This window comes from Tropicimonas sp. IMCC34043 (genome assembly GCF_003390845.1).
Classification (GTDB): domain Bacteria; phylum Pseudomonadota; class Alphaproteobacteria; order Rhodobacterales; family Rhodobacteraceae; genus Tropicimonas.
Genome location: NZ_QMEK01000001.1, coordinates 1,467,381 through 1,486,494 on the forward strand (window position 1 = coordinate 1,467,381; position 19,114 = coordinate 1,486,494).

Genomic DNA, 19,114 nt, shown 5'->3' on the forward strand with positions numbered 1-19,114 from the left:
AGTGCCGCGAGTGGTAACTTGTCAGGCGCCCATGGCGACCCGTTGATCCATTTGATCCGGCTCGGGATCGCGCAGCACATAGCCGCGGCCCCAGACGGTTTCGATATAGTTCTCGCCGCCGGTCGCCTGGCTGAGCTTCTTGCGCAGCTTGCAGATGAAGACGTCGATGATCTTCAGCTCGGGCTCGTCCATGCCGCCATAGAGATGGTTGAGGAACATCTCCTTGGTCAGGGTCGTCCCCTTGCGAAGGCTCAGCAGCTCGAACATCTGATATTCCTTGCCGGTCAGATGCACGCCGCGATCGTCCACGGCAACGGTCTTGGCGTCGAGATTGACGGAGACCTTGCCAGTGCGGATGACCGACTGGGCGTGACCCTTGGAACGGCGGATGATCGCATGGATGCGAGCGACCAGTTCCTCGCGGTGGAACGGCTTTGTCAGATAGTCGTCGGCACCAAAGCCGAAACCCTTGATCTTGTTGTCTGTGTCATCGGCCCCCGAGAGAATCAGGATCGGGGTCTCGACGCGGGCCAGACGCAGCTGGCGCAGCACCTCGTGTCCGGTCATGTCGGGCAGACCGAGATCGAGAAGAATCAGGTCGTAGTCGTAGAGCTTGGCAAGGTCGATGGCCTCCTCGCCAAGATCGGTGCAATAAACGTTAAGATTGGCGTGCGTCAGCATCATTTCGATGCTTTTCGAAGTGGTCGGATCGTCTTCGACGAGCAGGACGCGCATGTTACTATTCTCCTACTATCCCTCATGGTCCAATGAGAACTTGGCCCGAATCGGTTAACCCCCGATTACCGCTTCCGCACATCAATGACCTCAACTGAAAGTTGCATACTTGGAAGATTTATTAACCTCGCTATTTTTGGGGAGAGCGGAACCGCTGAAGGCACGTCGTTTTTAACGCTGCCTCGCCATGATGCGCAATCGCGCTCATCCAGCTGTCAAATTCCTCATCGCTGAGGTGATAGCGGCCCTTCGCCTCGTCTCGAGTGATGAGACCTCCGGAAACCGCCTTCACGACCGCCGCCTTCCGGCTGGCAACCCAACGACTAGTCTCAACCGGGGGGAGATCGGCCCGGGTCATGGTTGTTCCATCGGTGAGAGTAACGGCCCGCGGGCCATTGATTTTCCTGATATACATCGGACACCTGTTTCGCTAGCGCGTTCTGGGGAGATTGCGGTGGCTCCAGGGACCCGGCCGTTCTTGGCCGTCCCGAGCGCGTGCTCTTGCCGCCGCTTTCCGCCAGCCTCGGCCGGTCCGGTTCAGAACAGGTTAATCGCGCGCCAGAGGAAACCGACAAGTCGAGCAAAGTTGTGCCGCTCGGTGCTTGCCGCGGTTCACCTTGAGGGGCGTCCAAGGCCTCCGGGCCTTGACGAGATCGGCGAGCGGGTCCATCTGAGCCATACTGCCGCAGGGATGCCCTCGGTCGCAAACGCCCTGCCCTGCGCATGAAGAAAACGGAGCCAGCCATGGCGCTCGACACCGATCTGACCCTGAACTCGCTCGGCTTTGCCAAGCCGCCGGCCGAAACCCGCGTGGTCGTCGCGATGTCGGGCGGGGTCGATTCCTCGGTCGTTGCCGCCGAACTGGCATCGCAGGGCTATGACGTCGTGGGGGTGACGCTGCAGCTTTACGACCACGGCGCGGCGCTTGCCAAGAAGGGCGCCTGCTGCGCCGGCATCGACATTCACGACGCCAGGCGGGTCGCCGAAAGCTTCGGTTTCCCGCACTATGTGCTCGACTACGAGAACATCTTCCGCGACGCGGTGATCGAGGAGTTCGCCGACAGCTATCTGGCCGGCGCCACGCCCGTGCCCTGCATCCGCTGCAACGAGAGGGTGAAGTTCAAGGACCTGCTGGAGACCGCAAGGGACCTCGATGCCGATTGCATGGCGACCGGACATTATATCCAGCGCAAGGATGGCCCCACCGGGCCAGAGCTGCACATGGCGGGCGACCCCCGCCGCGACCAGTCCTATTTCCTGTTCTCGACCACGCGCGAACAGCTCGCCTTCCTGCGGTTCCCGCTCGGCCACCTGACCAGCAAGGACGAAACCCGGGCGCTGGCCGCGAAACACGGACTTGCAGTCGCCGACAAGCCCGACAGCCAGGACATCTGCTTCGTGCCGAACGGCAACTATGCCTCGGTGATCGAAAAGCTGCGCCCCGGCGCGGGCGAGCCCGGAGAGATCGTCGATCTGGCGGGCAACGTGCTCGGGCTTCACGAGGGGGTCATCCACTATACCATCGGCCAGCGTCGCGGGCTTGGCATCGGCGGGCTTGCCGATCCGCTGTATGTGGTCCGGCTCGATCCCGACGCCCGCCGCGTTGTCGTCGGTCCGAAAGACGCGCTCTCGACCCGGATCGTGCCGGTGCGCGAGATCAACTGGCTGGGCGATGCGCCGCTCGACAGCCGCGCGGAATGGCAGGTCCTGACCCGGATCCGCTCGACCCGTCCGCCGCGCGAAGCGATCCTGCGACCGACCGGACCCGATACGGCAACGGTGGAACTTCTGAGCGCCGAGGAAGGTGTCTCGCCGGGCCAGGCCTGCGTGCTCTACGAGGCCGACACCACCCGGGTGCTGGGCGGCGGCTGGATCTGGCGCGGCTGAACGCCGGGGCTTTACCCCCCCTTAAGACCGATCGACCTAGGCTCTGTCCGATGACTGCCGGAGCCCGCACGTGTCGACCAGCCTCACCCACGCCTCCTCTGCCCTGCCCCCGACCCGCACCGAACCGCCGCGCCCCGCGACCGTTGCGCCGGCGGCCCCGGGCCGTCCGCCAAAGCTGCTGTCGCGCCGCCAGAAAGCGGCCGTGATCGTCCAGCTTCTGCTGAAAGAGGGTGACGCGCTGCCTTTGGGCGAGTTGCCCGAGGCGGCACAGGAGGCGCTGACCAACACCATCGGCGACATGCGCATCGTCGACCGTGGCACGCTTCTGGCCGTGGTTGCCGAATTCGTTGACGAAATGGAGGACATCGGTCTGACATTTCCCGGCGACATCGAAGGCGCGCTGGGGCTGCTCGACGGTCACATCAACGCCTCTACCGCAGCGCGGCTTCGGCGCGAGGCAGGCGTGGCGGCCCGCGGCGATCCATGGCTGCGGATTGCGGGGCTTCCGACCGAACGCCTGTTGCAGGTGCTGGAGGAGGAAAGCACCGAGGTCGGGGCGGTGATGCTGTCGAAGCTCTCGGTCTCGCAATCGGCCCAGTTGCTGGAACGGTTGCCGGGCAACCGGGCGCGCCAGCTTTCCTATGCCATCTCGCGCACCGGCCGGGTCAGCCCCGAAACCGTGCGCCGGGTCGGGCTGTCGCTGGCCGCACAACTCGATGCCGAACCGATCCTGGCCTTCGACACGGCACCCGTGGAACGTGTTGGCGCGATCCTGAACTTCAGCCGCTCGACAACCCGCGACGAGGTGCTGGCAGGACTGGACGAGACCGATGCCGAATTCGCGGCCGAGGTCCGGCGCACGATATTCACCTTCGAACACATTCCGATCCGGATCCTGCCGCGCGATGTGCCGCGGATCATCCGCGGGATCGATCAGGCGGTGCTGGTGACGGCCCTCGCCCACGCCGGGCGCAACCCGGCGCTTGAACCCGCGCGTGATCACATCCTTCTCAACATCTCCAAGCGGATGGCGGATACGCTGCGCGAAGAGATCGACGAGCGCGACAGGATCTCGGACGCCGAGGGCGAGGACGCCACCACCGCGATCGTTGCCGAGATCCGGCGCCTGGTGGACGCGGGCGAACTCGTACTGACCGCCGAAGACCCGGAAGCGGGCTGAGCCGCTCCGGCCACCGCCTCGCGGCAGCCCATGCCGCGGCTCCTGCATACCACCTCCGCGTAACTCGCCCGGGCGGCTTGTGCATCGTGGTTGGCCCGCCTATTGCTGGCGGCGGAGACCACCATGGACCAGACAGACAGCGACGAGCCCGAGGGCACATGGCGCGACTGGGCGCAGGACCGCGCCTTGCGCGCGGTGATCTGGGCTGCGCGCCGCCTGCCCTATGAGCGCCGCGTTCCGCTGTTCGGAGCGCTGGCGCGTCGGGTCATTGTGCCGCTTGCCGGGCAGTACCAGCGGATGGAAGAGAACCTCGACTATATCTTTCCCGCGATGCCACGGGCAGAGCGTCGGGCCATTGCCGAGGCCTCGGCGGACAGCACCGGGCGTGTTCTGATCGAGAATTACTCCTCGGCCGATCTGGCCCGGCGCATGGCGTCTGTGGAGCCGGTCGGCGCCGGGCTCGAGACGCTGGAGCGCGCACGCCGGGAGGGACGGCCGGCACTGCTGTTGTCTGGGCATTTCGGGAACTACGAGGCCGCGCGCGCCTCCCTGAATGCGCGCGGCTTCCACGTTGGCGGAATCTATCGGCCGATGTCGAACCCGTTCTTCAACCCGCACTACGTCGCCACGCTCGACGTTCCGGGCGGCGGTCCGGTGTTTCCCACCGGCCCTGCCGGGACCAAGGGGTTCCTCGGCTTCCTGCGCGGGGGCGGCACCGCAATGCTGCTGAACGACGTTTATATCGGCCGCGGGGTCGAGATCCCGTTTCTTGGAAAACCCGCGATGACCAGTCTGTCGGCGGCGCAGATGGCGCTGAAGTTCGGTGCCGCGTTGATCCCGGTCTTTGCCACCCGCCTGCCCGACGGTCTGGGATTTACCGTCGAGATCGACGCCGAGATCCCGCCGACCGACGCCGAAACCATGACCCGCGCCTATAACACGGCGCTCGAAAGCAGGGTTCTGGCCCATCCCGGGCAGTGGTTCTGGGTTCATCGCCGCTGGAAACGCAAATGGAACAAGGGCCGCGGTGCCGCGCCCGATCTGCACCCGGCCGAAATGCCGACGCGCCAGAAGCGATCCTAGACCGGAGTCCGCGGCCTTACTCGACCCGCTCCGCCGCCAGGATCCGCCCGTCAGACTCGTCCTGAAGGATCACGGCCGTCGCGTCACCACCCTTTATCGGCACTTCGAGATTGAGCGGAGCGTCCCCGTCCCACTGGGTCAGAACCTTCCAGTCCGTCACCACATTGGAATAGGTAATGGTCTTGCCGGCATTCTCGCCCTGATGGATCTCGACAATCTCCTCGGGCTGAAAGCGTACCAGCTGAACCAGAACCGGACCGACGACATCGGTCACGCCACTTGCCGAAATGGTCAGCGCATCGTCGTCGAGATCGACGTCGAGATCCGCCCCCGGCACCCAGCCGCGCTGTTCGGTCAGTTCGTCGGCAACCTCCATCGGCCTCGCGCCAACGATCTGCGCGATACCTCCGATCACCATCTGCGGGGTATAGATCGTGCGACTTCCGGCCAGGCGCGCATAGGCCTTTTGCCGAATGGTATGCTCGGGCCGGGCAAAGGCGTCTTCCCAGCCGATGTAGTCCCAATAATCGACATGCAGGGCCAGCGGCAGTACATCGTCGCGCTCCGCAAGTCGATGCAGCAGCGCGTCGGCAGGCGGACAGGACGAGCATCCCTGCGAGGTGAAAAGCTCCACCACCACCAGGTTCCCGCTTTCCCCGGCAAGGGCGCTTCGAACCCCTGCAACCGCGGCAAGCCAGACCAATACCGGCATTAAAAAGTACGACTTCATCGGCAGCATGAGTTCCCCTATCCGCCTACGTCATAGCGCCCCTGACCGGTCCAGACCAATCAAGGATTTGCGAGAGCCTGTTTCACTTTTGCGTCGTGCCCTGACCGCGACGCATCGTCCGTTTGCGGGCTGCGCCCTGCCCGGACAGCCCGGCGCCGCCACAGACGGTGTGCCATGGTATACCAAAATTGCCGCACCCGCCGATCTTCCCTTGATTGCGCCTGCGACCTCGGGCAAAGCGTTGGCAGCGAAGCCCTGAACATGAAAGGGAGGCCATCTCATGACGATTACTGTTGGAACGGATACAGCCAAGACCCGCAAGGATCTTACCGTTGGCGGAAAGACCTATTCCTATTATTCCATTCCCGCCGCTCAGGCCGCGGGCCTTGGCGACTTTTCCAGGCTGCCGGTGGCCCTGAAGGTCGTGCTGGAAAACATGCTGCGTTTCGAGGATGACGGCTTCACCGTTTCGGTCGAGGACATCAAGGCCTTCGCCGAATGGGCGACGCTCGGCGGCAAGAACCCCCGCGAAATCGCCTATCGCCCGGCCCGCGTGCTGATGCAGGATTTCACCGGCGTTCCCGCGGTTGTCGATCTGGCGGCGATGCGCGATGGCATCGTGGCGCTTGGCGGCGACCCCGACAAGATCAACCCGCTGAACCCGGTCGACCTCGTGATCGACCACTCGGTGATGATCGACGAATTCGGCAACCCGCGCGCCTTCCAGATGAACGTCGACCGGGAATACGAGCGCAACATGGAGCGCTACGTCTTCCTCAAATGGGGTCAGAAAGCGTTCAACAACTTCCGCGTCGTGCCGCCGGGAACCGGGATCTGCCACCAGGTCAACCTCGAATACCTCGCGCAGACGGTCTGGACCGACAAGGATCAGGCGGGCAACGAGGTCGCCTATCCCGACACGCTCGTCGGCACCGACAGCCACACCACCATGGTCAACGGCGCGGCCGTGCTGGGCTGGGGCGTTGGCGGGATCGAGGCCGAGGCCGCGATGCTGGGCCAGCCGATCTCGATGCTGATCCCCGAGGTCGTCGGCTTCAAGCTGACCGGCGAGATGGTCGAGGGCACGACCGGCACCGATCTGGTGCTGAAAGTGGTCGAGATGCTGCGCAAGAAGGGCGTCGTGGGCAAGTTCGTCGAATTCTACGGCCCCGGCCTCGACAAGCTGCCGCTGGCGCAGCGCGCCACCATCGCCAACATGGCCCCGGAATACGGCGCCACCTGCGGCTTCTTCCCGATCGACGACGAAACGCTGCGCTATCTGCGTCAGACCGGCCGTGACGAGGAGCGCATCGCGCTGGTCGAGGCCTATGCCAAGGAAAACGGCATGTGGCGGACCGCGGATTACGATCCGGTCTATACCGACACGCTCGAACTCGACATGAACACGATCGTTCCGGCGATTTCGGGGCCGAAGCGGCCGCAGGATTATCTGGCGCTGACCGCCTCTGCCGACGCCTTCACCAAGGTCGTGGCCGATTATCGCGGCCTCGACATCTCGAACGGCGCCAAGGACATGGCGGACGAAGGCCCGGTCGCGACCAAGCAGGTCGATGTCCACAGGACCGCCAAGGTCGAGGGCGAGGATTACGAGATCCGCGACGGCTCGGTGGTGATCGCCTCGATCACCTCCTGCACCAACACCTCGAACCCCTATGTTCTGATCGGTGCCGGTCTGGTGGCGCGCAAGGCGCGCGCGCTCGGCCTGACCCGCAAGCCCTGGGTCAAGACCTCGCTTGCCCCCGGCTCCCAGGTGGTGACCGAATACCTCGAGGCCGCCAACCTGCAGGAAGACCTCGATGCCGTGGGCTTCAACCTCGTTGGCTATGGCTGCACCACCTGTATCGGCAACTCGGGGCCGCTGCAGCCCGAAATCTCGAAGGCGATCAGCGACAACGACCTGATCGCGACCGCGGTGCTGTCGGGCAACCGCAACTTCGAGGGCCGGATCAGCCCCGATGTCCGCGCCAACTACCTCGCGTCGCCGCCGCTGGTTGTGGCCTATGCGCTGGCGGGCGACATGAACATCGACCTGACGACCGAGCCGCTTGGCAAGGGCAAGGATGGTCAGGACGTGTACCTGAAGGACATCTGGCCGACCAACCTCGAAATCGCCGAACTGGTCGAAAAGGTCGTCACGCGGCAGGCCTTCCTGTCCAAATATGCCGACGTCTTCAAGGGCGACGAGAAATGGCAGGGGGTCGAGATCACGGACAGCAAGACCTATGACTGGCCGACCTCCTCGACCTATATCCAGAACCCGCCCTATTTCCGCGGGATCACGATGGATACGAAGAAGATCGAGAACCTCAAGGACGCCAAGATCCTTGCGATGCTCGGCGACATGATCACCACCGACCACATCTCGCCCGCAGGCTCGTTCAAGGATACTACCCCGGCCGGCAAATACCTGGTCGAACGGCAGGTGCCGGTGCGCGAGTTCAACTCCTACGGGTCGCGTCGTGGCAACCACGAGGTGATGATGCGCGGCACCTTCGCCAACATCCGCATCAAGAACGAGATGCTGGACGGCGTCGAGGGTGGCTATACCAAGGGTCCTGACGGCGAACAGACCTCGATCTATGACGCCTCGATGGCCTATCAGGAAGCCGGCACGCCGCTGGTGATCTTTGCGGGCGAGCAGTACGGTGCCGGGTCGAGCCGCGACTGGGCGGCCAAGGGCACGGCCCTTCTGGGCGTCAAGGCGGTGATCGCGGAAAGCTATGAACGTATCCACCGCTCGAACCTGGTCGGCATGGGCGTCATTCCGTTCGAGTTCACCGGCGGCGACACGCGCAAGTCGCTGGGCCTGACCGGCGCCGAGACGGTGTCGATCTCGGGTCTCGACACGATCAAGCCGCTGCAGGAAGTGCCCTGCACCATCACCTCGCCCGACGGGACGGTGAAGGAGATCACGTTGAAGTGCCGGATCGATACCGCGGTCGAGATCGAATACATCGAAAACGGCGGCGTGCTGCATTACGTGCTGCGCAACCTCGCGCGGGCCTCATAGGCCGCAATCGCCGAGCTTGAAACACGGAACGCCCCGGCCAGAGATGGCCGGGGCGTTTTGCGTTGCGGAGCGTTGCGGGCTCAGCGCCGGCGGCGACGGGCGCTGAACGCGGCCACCCCACCGATGGCCCCGGCCAGCAGCAGCCCGGCCGCCGGCAGCGGCACGGGTGCCGTGTTCAGCGGATCGTGCGGATCGCGCGGACCATTGCCGCCGTGATATGGCCGCGAGGGTTCGTCGATCTCGCAGCCCTTCAGCGGCCCCTTCATGTCGGTGAACATCAAGGGACGGTCCCGGTTGCGGGCCCTGTCGCGATCCCTGTCCCCAAGGACGGAAATGACCAGACGGCGACCGCGATCATCCAGGCGGTTGTCGTGGAACTCGTGCCGGTCGCCATCGGTCAGGCCGAAGTGGAACTCCGACATGTCGCGACCACCGCCATGGCCGGCTTCGAAGTGGCCGCGTGTCTCGGCCGATTTCCGGGCCTCGCCCCGGTCGCCGTCAGTCTCGGGGCGGTTATCCGAGACGTCCTTGCCGCCCTTGTCCTTTCCCTTCGATCCGTCCGTGTCGGACAGGAAACCGGGGTCGGTCAGGGCGTACCCGGCACCGTCCTCGTGCCGGGCCTTGGAGCCGTCATCCTCGGAATCAATATGCATGGCCGATACGGCGGTGCCAGCCAGCGCCAGCGCCAGCGTCAGCGCGGCAAATAGGGTGCGATACATCGCGATATCTCCAACTCGTTACCCGGATGCCACCACCGGCGATCCGAACTTTGATGGAGATATCATGTCAGACCCGGGCCAATGCCGCAGGCGCTATCAGCGTTAATTTCCGTTTTATCATCAGATGGTTAACAGACAAAACGAAGAGTTAGGGTTAATATCGCCCGAGCGCCTCACCCGAGGGTCGCAAGCCCCGGGAACGTCTCGAGCAGCCAGAACGAGAATTGGGAAAAGCCGCCGGTCAGCATCATCAGCCCGATGGTCCACAAAAGCAGCCCCATAACCCGCTCGATCAGGTCCATGTGGCGCTTCATCCAGGCCATGACCCCGGTAAGGCGCGGGAAGAACGCCGCAACCAGAAGGAACGGAATGCCAAGCCCCAAGGCATAGACCGCCAGCAGCAAGGTGCCGCGCCTGACGTCCGCCTCGGAGGCGGCAAGGCTGAGGATTGCGCCAAGCTGCGGGCCGATGCAGGGCGTCCAGCCGAAGGCAAAGGCAAGTCCCAGCACATAGGCACCAAAGGCCGAGCCGCCGCGATCCCCGGCATCGAGCCGGGCCTCGCGGTTGAGGAAGGGAATGCGCAGGATGCCCAGAAAATGCAGACCGAAGACCATCACGAGCAGCCCGGCAAGCAGGTTGAACACCTGCTGGTTGCCAAGGAAGAACGCACCGAAGGCCGAGGCGGTGAAGCCGAGGAACAGGAAGACCGTCGACAACCCCATCACGAAGAACAGCGCCGCCAACACCACACGGCGGCGCCCGGCCGCCTTGTCGTCGGTCATCTCCGCCATGGAAATCCCGCTCATGTAGGCCAGATAGGGCGGCACGATCGGCAGCACGCAGGGGCTGAGAAAGCTGACCAGCCCGGCCACAAGCGCGATCGCCATTGCCGGCAGCAAGGCTGCGTCGATGATCTCTGGTCCTGCCATTTTGCTCTCCTTCTCCTGCGGCATAGCCGCTAATGCCGCGCTGGTCACGGGACCGAGCGTCACATTGCCGTGGATCGCCATGGACCGACGGCGCCGGCCGATCTAGATCATTTTCATGGACCAGATCGAGACCCTCGTTGATGCCCGCGGGCTGCTTTGCCCGCTGCCGGTACTCAAGGCCCGCAAGGCGTTATCGCGGCTGTCCGCCGGCGCCTTTCTGCGGGTTCTGACCGACGATCCCGCCGCGTTGATCGACATGCCGCATTTCTGTGCAGAGGCCGGGCACGCCCTGCTGACGCAGCAGGACACCGGGACCGGCATGAGCTTTGTCATTCGCAAGGGCGGTTGAAATGGATCGGGCGGCCCCCTGGGGGCCGCCCGATCCTTAGCTTGCTTTCGCGCCCTGGCTTCAGGCCGACCACCAGCCGCGCCGCTTCGGCTTCGGCTGTTCGGTAAAGCTCGTGTCTGCCGCGACAGGCTCCTCGGCGTCGGCGGTCTGCATCGAATCGGTGCCCTCGGCCGGCGCGGGGGCGGCCTCGGGGGTGATCTCGACAGCCTCCGCGTTGGCGGTTTCGACCTCGACCGGCGCGGACACCGGTATCTCGGCCTCTTCGGGCACCGCCTCCGAGGACCATTCACTTGCGGCTATTGCCACTTCAGCCACGTCGGGCGTGGACCATTCGGCGACCGGCACGGCTGCGTCGGGTTCGGTCCATTCGGCCTGCGCCTCGACAACCGGGACGGCTGCCTCGACTGGGGCCTCTGCGACCGCCTCGACCGGTTCCGCAACCGGCGCAGTATCGGACTCGGGCTCGGCCGCGACCTCGGTTTCCGCAGCGGAGTCGTCGTCGCTGTCGCCACTGTCGCTCGACTCGCCATCCTCCGACCAGGTCTCGTTGCCGGCCGCGTCGGTCCCGTTACCGTCGCCGTTGGCACTGCCACCCCGCCGCCGGCGCCGCCGACGCCGCCGCTTTTTCGGCGACTGGTCGTCGTTCGTCGTCTCGTCCGCCGCGGGCTCGCGAACCTCGGCCACGGGTTCCGCCGCAGCCTCGACCACGGCTTCGATTTCGTCTTCGTCCTCGTCTTCCTCGAGATCCGGCAGATCCGACGAGTCGACCGAAATCACCGTCGTGGTCGGCTCGGGCACGACGCGGGTCGCTGTCTTGAGCTTTTCGAGCGTGAAGTCAGGCGGGATCATCAGCGCATCGGCCTCGACCCGCACAGCCAGGCCGAACTCGGTCTCGATCTGGGCGATATGCTCGCGTTTCTGGTTCATCAGGAAGTTGACGATGCTGACCGGGGCCCGCACCACAACCTCGCGCGACCGCTTGCGGCCACCCTCTTCCTCCAGCTGGCGAATGATCTGCAGGCCGATGCTGTCGTCCGACCGCAACAGGCCGGTGCCGTGGCAATGCGAACAGGGCTGGGTTGTCGCTTCCAGCATCCCCGGCCGCAGCCGCTGGCGGCTCATCTCGAGCAGACCGAAGCCCGAAATCCGGCCGACCTGAATGCGCGCACGGTCGGTTTTCAGCCGCTCCTTGAACCGCTTCTCGACCGAGGCATTGTTGCGCCGTTCTTCCATGTCGATGAAGTCGATCACGATCAGACCGGCAAGGTCGCGCAGACGCAACTGGCGGGCGATTTCCTCGGCCGCTTCCAGGTTGGTTTCGAGCGCGGTTTCCTCGATCGACCCCTTCTTGGTCGCCCGACCGGAGTTGACGTCGATCGCGACCAGCGCCTCGGTGACGCCGATCACGATATAGCCGCCGGACCGAAGCTGCACGACCGGGTTGAACATCCCGGCAAGGTAGCTTTCGATCTGGAAGCGCGCGAACAGCGGCAGCGCTTCGGTGTAGTGTTTCACGTTCTTGGCGTGGGACGGCATGATCATCTTCATGAAGTCCTTGGCCACGCGATAGCCTTCTTCGCCCTCGACCAGCACTTCATCGATATCGCGGCTGTAGAGGTCGCGGATCGAACGCTTGATCAGGTTGCCTTCCTCATAGATCGGCGCAGGCGCAATCGACTTCAGCGTCAGTTCGCGGATCTGTTCCCACATCCGCTTGAGATATTCATAGTCGCGCTTGATCTCGGCCTTGGTGCGGTTGGACCCGGCGGTGCGGATGATCAGGCCGGCACCTTCCGGCACGTCCATCTCGCCGGCAATTTCCTTGAGCTTCTTGCGGTCGGTCGCGTTGGTGATCTTGCGCGAGATGCCGCCGCCACGCGCGGTGTTCGGCATCAGCACGCAATAACGGCCGGCAAGCGACAGATAGGTCGTCAGCGCAGCGCCCTTGTTGCCGCGTTCTTCCTTGACCACCTGCACCAGCATGATCTGGCGAACCTTGACGACTTCCTGGATCTTGTAACGCCGCATCCGAGGCTTGCGCGGGCGCTCGATCTCTTCCTGAACGTCGTCTTCAGCGACGGTCTCGATCTGCTGGTCCGGATGATCGTCCTCGCCATCGTCGGACTCGTCCGAACTGCCATTGTCCTGCGGGAACTCGTCGTCTTCGGCCGCATCATCCTCGGCCCCGGCCGAGTCCGGCGTTTCGCCAGCGTCGATATCCGAGGTCACGACATCGGCCGGATCATCCTCGAGCCGTGCCGCCATGGTCCCGCCACGGTGTCCGGTTTCGGGCTCGCCGTCATTCGCGGTTTCATCGGGTTCGGCAGCCGTCTCTGGGGCAACATCGGGCACTTCGGACGCCTGTTCGGGCGTCGCAGGCTCTGCGGTCTCTGCAACCGGCTCGACCGTCACTGCCTCGGCCGGAGCTGTCTCGACCGCGTCTGCCACTGCCTCGGGCGATGCGGCCTCTTCGGTTGCCGCGTCGTCGACGGGGTCCGCAGCGGCCTCTGCCGGGGCTGCTTTCGCCGCCCGTTCGGGGCGCCCACCGAGACTGTCCTCGATCACATCGACAGGGGTGTTCGCTTCTGCCGCTCCGCCGTTCTCGTCCAGATCGACGACGTCCATTCCAGCAATCTTGTCATTGCCGCCCTCGCCCGAGGACGAGCGTTTGCGGCTGCGAGAACTGCGGCGCCCGCGGGAGCGCGGTTTCTGGCCCTCCTCGGTCTCGTCGTCGTCCTCGGCCAGCACGGCTGCGCGTTCTTCGGCCAGCAGCGCCTCGCGGTCGGCGACCGGGATCTGGTAATAATCCGGGTGGATCTCGGAAAACGCGAGGAATCCGTGGCGGTTGCCGCCGTAGTCGACGAATGCCGCCTGCAGCGAGGGTTCGACCCGCGTTACTTTTGCCAGATAGATGTTGCCTGCGAGTTGTCGCTTGTTGACCGATTCAAAATCGAATTCGTCAACTCTGTTGCCGTCCACCACCACGACGCGGGTTTCCTCCGCGTGGGTGGCATCGATGAGCATTTTCTTTGCCATTCAGATCTTTCGCACCCGGGCGGGTCCTGCGTCCGTTCAGCGCAGAACAGAAAGCCGGGGTGAAGGGTTATGGCGATGGCGGGAGGCATGCAATCGGGCGCAACGGCGCGTTTCCGCGCGCTGTCCGATCCGTTGTGTTCCCTCACGCGTTCCATCGCGGTTCTTGTCTCCGATGACGCCACGGTCGAGCGGGGCGCACCAATTCATCACATAGCCCGGGCCTGGCCACGGGCGCTTTGTTCATTACAACCGGACGCTCTGGACCTTGCGTGCGCCAAGGGGCATACACCGCAAGTTCCAGGAAATTTCCTCGGCCGGGGGCATCCTTGCCCTTGTCAAGCCGTGAAACCGACTTTAGCGGGTGCGCTCGGGGAAATACAATCGGAAAAGTGTTTACCCGATTCCTTGCGACAGCGGTTACAGGTAGTCCGACCGCTGCAGCCCGTATTTCGCCATCTTCTCGTTCAGCGTCCGGCGCGGCAGGCAAAGCTCGTCCATGACCGCCGAAATCGAGCCCTTGTGGCGGCGCATCGTGTTGTCGATCAGCATCCGCTCGAAGGCTTCGACATATTCCTTCAGCGGCTTTCCCTCGGTCGTCATCACCGGATCGACGGTCTCGCTTTCGGCCATCAGCAGCGAGGCGATGGTGCCCGAGCCGCGGCGGCTTTGCAGCACGGCACGTTCGGCCACATTGATCAGCTGGCGCACGTTTCCCGGCCACGGCGCCTGCAGCAGCTGGGCCGCCTCCTGGGCACCGACCTCGGGCGCATCGCAGCCGTATTCCTCGGCAAAGTCGCCGGCGAAGCGGTTGAAAAGCTGAAGAATATCTTCGCCGCGCTGGCGCAGCGGCGGCAGCGTGATGCGCATTGCCGCCAGTCGATAAAACAGGTCCGGGCGCAGCGCATCCTCGCAGGTCTTGCCCTGCTCCTGCAGGTTCGAGACCGCGACGATGCGGGTCTCGGCCGGGGAACCCTGGTCGTTGATGAAGGTCAGGATCCGGGCCTGCACCGAAGGGCTCAGCGCCTCGATGTCCTCAAGGCACAGCGTGCCGCCGCGAGCCTGTTCGACCAGCGGAAGCACACCGCCATCGGGATTGCCCTCGAACAGCTTCACGCCCATCTCGTCGTCGGGATAGGCCGCGCAATGGACCAGAACGAACGGTTTCGAGGCCCGCGCACCGACCGCATGCAGCGCGTGCGCGGCCAGCGTCTTGCCGGTGCCGGTCTCGCCGTCGATCAGCACATGGCCGTCGGCCTGGCCGAGATCGAGGATATCCTCGCGCAGCCGCTCCATCGCCGGGCTGGCGCCGATCAGCTTGCCCATGATCTGGGTGCCACCCGACAGGTCGCGGCGCAACGCGCGCGCGTCGAGCGCCAGCCGCCGGCGCTGGGTCGCCCGCTTGGCCAGTTCGGTCATCTGATCGGGATTGAACGGCTTTTCGAGAAAGTCGAAGGCACCGACCCGCATCGCCTCGACCGCCATCGGCACATCGCCATGGCCGGTGATGATGATCACCGGCAGGGCGCTGTCCTGGCTCATCAGCCGCTTGAGGAAGGTCAGCCCGTCCATTCCGGGCATCCGCACGTCCGAGATCACCACGCCGGGGTAATCCGCCCCGATCCGCTTCATTGCCTCTTCGGCGGTCGCGAAGCTTTCGGTATCGAATCCGCTCAGTGCCAGCCATTGGCTGATCGACTGACGCATATCCTGCTCGTCGTCGACAATCGCAATCTTCATTGCCTTTGCCATCATGCCACCTCCCGGTGCCTCTGGACCATCTGGACGCGCGCGGTTACTCGGCGGCCCGTCGATCCGGTTCGTGCTTGGGCAGGCGGATCTCGAACACCGCGCCGCCGCCGGTCGCATTGCGCGCCGTAAGCCGTCCTCCGAAGTCGTTTATGATCCCCGAAGAGATCGCGAGCCCGAGGCCAACCCCGTCGCCCGCCTGTTTGGTCGTGTAGAAGGGTTCGAACAATCTGTCGAGGTCAGCAATCCCATGCCCGTTGTCCCGTACGCTGACCATTGCCGTTTCGCCGGAATAGAGGATCACCTCGATCTGCGGGTCGGCCAGCAGCTTGGTGGCGTCAATCGCGTTCCGGAACAGGTTGATCAGCACCTGTTCCAGCCGCAGCCGGTCAGCCATCACAATGACGGGATCGCGCGGCAGGGTTCGCACGATTGCCACCCGGCGGTTGCGCAACTGCGGCTCCATGATTGTCAGCGCGGCCGAGATCGCATCGCGCACGTCCAGCGGCTCGAACGCCACGCCGCCCTTGCGGGCATAGGATTTCAGCTGCCGGGTGATCGCGCCCATCCGCTCGATCAGGTCGTCGATGCGCTGGAACGAGCTGAGCGCCTCGTCCGGCCGCCGGCGTTGCAGCAGCAGCCGGGCGCCCGCCAGATAGGTCTTCATCGCCGCCAGCGGCTGGTTCAGCTCGTGACTGACCGAGGCCGACATCTCGCCAAGGGCGGCAAGCTTCGAGGATTGCTCGAGCGTCTGCTCGGCCACCTCGAGGTTCTTTTCCGCCCGCTGGCGTTCGGCGATTTCCCGCTGCAACCGTTCGTTCAGCCGCCGAAGTTCGGCCGATTCCATCTGGAACCGCCGCGACCAGGTCTGGGCCCGGCGCGACAGGAAATAGAACGTCATCGCCAGCAGCACCGCAAATCCCATGATCTCCAGCGCCAGCACGCCGTTCACCCGGTCGCGCACCGATGAAAAGGCGGTGAAGGCGGTGATCCGCCAGCCGCGGAACGGGATCCGCCCGTCCGATCGCAGCACCGCCTGCCCCTGCAGATAGGCATCGGGTTCGTGCTGGGACCAGTCGGTCGTTGCCAGCAGTGCCCGCTCGATCGCCGAGGGTGCGGATTGTGTCGCCAGCGCCTCCTCGACCGTGCGGCCGCGCCAGCGCCGTTCCGTCGCAAGGATGATCTTGCCTTCGCTGTCGGTCACCAGAACCGCGTCCGAAATTCCCGCCCAACTGCTTTCCAGCTTGCGCAGATCGACCTCGACCACGATCACGCCCATCGCCTGGCGATCCGACATGACCTTGCGCGAATAGGTGAAGGTCTTGGCGCCGGCCTCGTTCTCGACCACCGAAAACACCGTATCGTTGGTGCGCAGCGCGTCGATGAAATAGGGCTGGGCGCGAAACTGGCTGCCAAGCAGATTGCGGTCGGTCGCCGCCACGACCCGGCCGTCGAGGTCGAGCAGCATCAGCGCCGCCGCACCGATCTCGTCCATGAAGCTGATCAGGCGTTGCGAGCTTTGCGTGAAGTCGCTGGAATTGAGCGCATTCGACAGCGCCGGGTCCTGCGACAGCAGCAGCGGCACGACGGAATTGCGCTGCAACTCGCTGATGATATTGCCCGAATAGAGCGCAAGCCGAAGCTCGGCGCGGTTGCGCGTGGTTTCGGTAAATCGGTCGGTCAGCCAGATATTGGTGAAGTAGAGTGTGAAACCGGCCAGAAGCACGATCGTTGCGGCCACCAGACGCAGGGGTCTGGTGGTGCGCTCTCCGCTTTGATCGGGCTGCGTGCTAGTGTTCGTCATGCCGAACAAACTAGGCTTATCCGGTCCGAAACTAAAGTCCGGCGCAATACACTCAGGCGGATACCAGCGCTTCTGCGAGACCGGAGAACAGCGCAAGCCCGTCGGTGCCGCCGTGCAGCGGGTCAATCGCCCGTTCGGGATGGGGCATCATGCCCAGAACCCGCCGGTTCTCGGACAGGATCCCGGCGATATCCCCCGCCGACCCGTTGGGATTGTCGCAATAGCGGAAGGCGACGCGCGCCTCGGCATCGAGCATCCGCAGGGTTTCGGCATCGGCCTGATAGTTGCCGTCGTGATGGGCGACCGGAATCGTCACCTCGGTGCCGCTGTCGTAAAGCCCGGTAAAGGCCGAAAGCTCGGTCTCGACCTTCAGCGCGACGGGCTTGCAGACAAACCGCAACCCGGCATTGCGCATCAGGGCCCCGGGCAGCAACCCGGTCTCGACCAGCACCTGAAAGCCGTTGCAGACGCCCAGAACATGGCCACCGCGTTTGGCGAAGGCAATCACCTCACGGCAAATCGGCGCATTGGCGGCAATCGCCCCACAGCGCAGATAGTCGCCAAAGGAAAATCCCCCTGGCAGACCCACGACGTCAAGGTTGTCGGGCAGCGCGGTGTCCTTGTGCCAGACCCGTTCGACCTCGAAACCGGCGGTCTCGAAGGCCACGGCCAGATCCCGGTCACAATTCGACCCGGGAAAGGTGACAACAGCGGCGCGCATTGGCTTCTCCTTGAAACGCGGCGAACTGGGAAACGCGGCAAACGGGGTCGGGGTCGCTCAGGCGACCTCGACCCGGAAGCTTTCGATTACCGTGTTGGCGAGCAGTTTCTCGCACATCGCGGTCACCGCGGCACGGGCGGCCTCGGCGTCGGTCTCGGCCAGATCGAGTTCGATCACCTTGCCCTGGCGCACGGCCTCGACGCCCTCGAACCCGAGCGCGCCGAGCGCGGTTTTCACCGCCTCGCCCTGCGGATCCAGAACCGCCTGTTTGAGCATGACATGAACGGTGGCTTTCATCTCAGCGCGTCCTTTTCGGTTTCGGGACGGGCCCAGGCTGGTCGGCAGACCTGACCAGCCGGAGCTTTCAATTGATCAGCGTCGGTTTCCCCGACTGAGGTGCATTGGTCGGCAGAACGCCCAATCGACGGGCGACCTCGGTATAGGCATCGGCCAGATCGCCCAGATCGCGCCGGAACACGTCCTTGTCCAGATGCGCGCCGGTGTTGACGTCCCAGAGCCTGCAGGAATCAGGGCTGATCTCGTCGGCGACCACGAGGCGCATGAAATCGCCCTCCCAGATCCGCCCGACCTCGATCTTGAAGTCCACCAGCTTGATGCCGACGCCCATCATGATGCCGGACAGGAAATCGTTGACCCTGAGTGCCAGCGCCACGATGTCGTCAAGGTCCTGCTGGCCGGCCCAGCCGAAGGCGATGATGTGCTCTTCGGTGACCATCGGATCGCCGAGCGCATCGTCCTTGAAGTAGTATTCGACGATCGGCCGCGGCAGCGGCGTGCCCTCGGCAATGCCGAGCCGCTTCGAGATCGACCCGGCGGCAACGTTGCGAACAACGATTTCAAGCGGAATTATTTCAACCGCTCGAACGAGTTGCTCGCGCATGTTGATGCGTTTGATGAAGTGGGTCGGAACGCCGATATTGTTCAACCCGGTCATGAAGAACTCGGACAGGCGGTTGTTGAGGACACCCTTGCCCTCGATCACGTCCCTCTTCTCGGCATTGAACGCGGTGGCATCGTCCTTGAAATACTGAACGAGGGTCCCGGGCTCGGGTCCTTCGTAGAGAATCTTCGCCTTGCCTTCGTAGATCTTCTTTCGGCGTGCCATGGGATCCTTTCCTCGGCCCGTCTGCGTCAATTAGGCCG

Annotated in this window: 16 protein-coding genes; 5 read left to right on the forward strand and 11 right to left on the reverse strand. The window is 64.3% G+C overall.

The window, feature by feature from the left end:
* Positions 1 to 21: 21 nt before the first annotated feature.
* Positions 22 to 735 (reverse strand): response regulator transcription factor CtrA, encoded by a 714-nt coding sequence (gene ctrA / locus DQG17_RS06845; RefSeq protein ID WP_116131969.1) that lies wholly within the window; start codon positions 733 to 735, stop codon positions 22 to 24.
* Positions 736 to 865: 130 nt separating this feature from the next.
* A complete protein-coding gene (locus tag DQG17_RS06850) occupies positions 866 to 1,150 on the reverse strand; it encodes a DUF1153 domain-containing protein (protein WP_116131970.1) in 285 nt (94 codons plus the stop codon).
* Positions 1,151 to 1,479: 329 nt separating this feature from the next.
* Between DQG17_RS06850 and mnmA the strand changes: the two genes are divergently transcribed.
* From mnmA to DQG17_RS06865, 3 genes are all read left to right on the forward strand, one after another.
* Complete coding sequence (gene mnmA, locus DQG17_RS06855) at positions 1,480 to 2,622, forward strand: tRNA 2-thiouridine(34) synthase MnmA (RefSeq protein ID WP_116131971.1); 1,143 nt, start codon at positions 1,480 to 1,482, stop codon at positions 2,620 to 2,622.
* Between the two features lie 70 nt (positions 2,623 to 2,692).
* On the forward strand, positions 2,693 to 3,802 hold the full coding sequence (locus DQG17_RS06860; RefSeq protein ID WP_232829347.1) for a flagellar motor switch protein FliG: 1,110 nt from the start codon (positions 2,693 to 2,695) through the stop codon (positions 3,800 to 3,802).
* Between the two features lie 123 nt (positions 3,803 to 3,925).
* A complete protein-coding gene (locus DQG17_RS06865) occupies positions 3,926 to 4,885 on the forward strand; it encodes a lysophospholipid acyltransferase family protein (RefSeq protein WP_116131972.1) in 960 nt (319 codons plus the stop codon).
* A 16-nt stretch (positions 4,886 to 4,901) separates the two neighbouring features.
* On the opposite strand, the gene DQG17_RS06870 is transcribed toward DQG17_RS06865, so the two are convergent.
* On the reverse strand, positions 4,902 to 5,624 hold the full coding sequence (locus tag DQG17_RS06870; protein WP_232829348.1) for a thioredoxin family protein: 723 nt from the start codon (positions 5,622 to 5,624) through the stop codon (positions 4,902 to 4,904).
* A gap of 271 nt (positions 5,625 to 5,895) precedes the next feature.
* Between DQG17_RS06870 and acnA the strand changes: the two genes are divergently transcribed.
* The gene (acnA, locus tag DQG17_RS06875) at positions 5,896 to 8,646 is read left to right on the forward strand and encodes an aconitate hydratase AcnA (RefSeq protein WP_116131974.1); all 2,751 of its coding nucleotides are present in this window, start codon (positions 5,896 to 5,898) and stop codon (positions 8,644 to 8,646) included.
* Between the two features lie 80 nt (positions 8,647 to 8,726).
* On the opposite strand, the gene DQG17_RS06880 is transcribed toward acnA, so the two are convergent.
* Positions 8,727 to 9,365, reverse strand: a complete 639-nt coding sequence (locus DQG17_RS06880) for a hypothetical protein (protein WP_116131975.1) — start codon at positions 9,363 to 9,365, stop codon at positions 8,727 to 8,729.
* A gap of 173 nt (positions 9,366 to 9,538) precedes the next feature.
* Entirely contained in the window at positions 9,539 to 10,294 is a 756-nt protein-coding gene (locus DQG17_RS06885; protein WP_116131976.1) for a cytochrome c biogenesis CcdA family protein, read from the reverse strand.
* Positions 10,295 to 10,409: 115 nt separating this feature from the next.
* Here DQG17_RS06885 and DQG17_RS06890 point away from each other — a divergent pair, with 115 nt between their 5' ends.
* Positions 10,410 to 10,643: a sulfurtransferase TusA family protein gene (locus DQG17_RS06890; protein WP_116131977.1), complete on the forward strand. Its 234-nt coding sequence runs from the start codon at positions 10,410 to 10,412 to the stop codon at positions 10,641 to 10,643.
* A 60-nt stretch (positions 10,644 to 10,703) separates the two neighbouring features.
* On the opposite strand, the gene DQG17_RS06895 is transcribed toward DQG17_RS06890, so the two are convergent.
* From DQG17_RS06895 to purC, 6 genes are all read right to left on the reverse strand, one after another.
* Positions 10,704 to 13,679 carry a ribonuclease E/G gene (locus DQG17_RS06895; RefSeq protein WP_116131978.1) on the reverse strand — a complete coding sequence of 992 codons (2,976 nt, stop codon included), beginning with the start codon at positions 13,677 to 13,679 and terminating at the stop codon, positions 10,704 to 10,706.
* Positions 13,680 to 14,096: 417 nt separating this feature from the next.
* Entirely contained in the window at positions 14,097 to 15,428 is a 1,332-nt protein-coding gene (locus DQG17_RS06900) for a sigma-54 dependent transcriptional regulator (RefSeq protein ID WP_116132630.1), read from the reverse strand.
* 43 nt (positions 15,429 to 15,471) lie between these two features.
* Positions 15,472 to 17,229 carry an ATP-binding protein gene (locus tag DQG17_RS06905; RefSeq protein ID WP_116132631.1) on the reverse strand — a complete coding sequence of 586 codons (1,758 nt, stop codon included), beginning with the start codon at positions 17,227 to 17,229 and terminating at the stop codon, positions 15,472 to 15,474.
* A 52-nt stretch (positions 17,230 to 17,281) separates the two neighbouring features.
* Positions 17,282 to 17,950, reverse strand: a complete 669-nt coding sequence (gene purQ, locus DQG17_RS06910; protein WP_116131979.1) for a phosphoribosylformylglycinamidine synthase subunit PurQ — start codon at positions 17,948 to 17,950, stop codon at positions 17,282 to 17,284.
* A gap of 57 nt (positions 17,951 to 18,007) precedes the next feature.
* Positions 18,008 to 18,247 (reverse strand): phosphoribosylformylglycinamidine synthase subunit PurS, encoded by a 240-nt coding sequence (purS, locus tag DQG17_RS06915; RefSeq protein WP_116131980.1) that lies wholly within the window; start codon positions 18,245 to 18,247, stop codon positions 18,008 to 18,010.
* 67 nt (positions 18,248 to 18,314) lie between these two features.
* On the reverse strand, positions 18,315 to 19,076 hold the full coding sequence (purC, locus tag DQG17_RS06920) for a phosphoribosylaminoimidazolesuccinocarboxamide synthase (protein WP_116131981.1): 762 nt from the start codon (positions 19,074 to 19,076) through the stop codon (positions 18,315 to 18,317).
* Between the last annotated feature and the right edge of the window lie 38 nt (positions 19,077 to 19,114).

Bases quoted from the DNA above. Each gene is read 5' to 3' on its own strand.
- mnmA (WP_116131971.1), top strand. From the start codon at position 1,480: ATGGCGCTCGACACCGATCTGACCCTGAACTCGCTCGGCTTTGCCAAG.
- acnA (WP_116131974.1), top strand. From the start codon at position 5,896: ATGACGATTACTGTTGGAACGGATACAGCCAAGACCCGCAAGGATCTT.
- ctrA (WP_116131969.1), bottom strand. From the start codon at position 735: ATGCGCGTCCTGCTCGTCGAAGACGATCCGACCACTTCGAAAAGCATC.
- DQG17_RS06880 (WP_116131975.1), bottom strand. From the start codon at position 9,365: ATGTATCGCACCCTATTTGCCGCGCTGACGCTGGCGCTGGCGCTGGCT.
- purQ (WP_116131979.1), bottom strand. From the start codon at position 17,950: ATGCGCGCCGCTGTTGTCACCTTTCCCGGGTCGAATTGTGACCGGGAT.
- DQG17_RS06850 (WP_116131970.1), bottom strand. From the start codon at position 1,150: ATGTATATCAGGAAAATCAATGGCCCGCGGGCCGTTACTCTCACCGAT.
- DQG17_RS06885 (WP_116131976.1), bottom strand. From the start codon at position 10,294: ATGGCAGGACCAGAGATCATCGACGCAGCCTTGCTGCCGGCAATGGCG.
- DQG17_RS06890 (WP_116131977.1), top strand. From the start codon at position 10,410: ATGGACCAGATCGAGACCCTCGTTGATGCCCGCGGGCTGCTTTGCCCG.
- DQG17_RS06905 (WP_116132631.1), bottom strand. From the start codon at position 17,229: ATGACGAACACTAGCACGCAGCCCGATCAAAGCGGAGAGCGCACCACC.
- DQG17_RS06900 (WP_116132630.1), bottom strand. From the start codon at position 15,428: ATGGCAAAGGCAATGAAGATTGCGATTGTCGACGACGAGCAGGATATG.
- purC (WP_116131981.1), bottom strand. From the start codon at position 19,076: ATGGCACGCCGAAAGAAGATCTACGAAGGCAAGGCGAAGATTCTCTAC.
- purS (WP_116131980.1), bottom strand. From the start codon at position 18,247: ATGAAAGCCACCGTTCATGTCATGCTCAAACAGGCGGTTCTGGATCCG.
- DQG17_RS06865 (WP_116131972.1), top strand. From the start codon at position 3,926: ATGGACCAGACAGACAGCGACGAGCCCGAGGGCACATGGCGCGACTGG.
- DQG17_RS06895 (WP_116131978.1), bottom strand. From the start codon at position 13,679: ATGGCAAAGAAAATGCTCATCGATGCCACCCACGCGGAGGAAACCCGC.
- DQG17_RS06870 (WP_232829348.1), bottom strand. From the start codon at position 5,624: ATGCTGCCGATGAAGTCGTACTTTTTAATGCCGGTATTGGTCTGGCTT.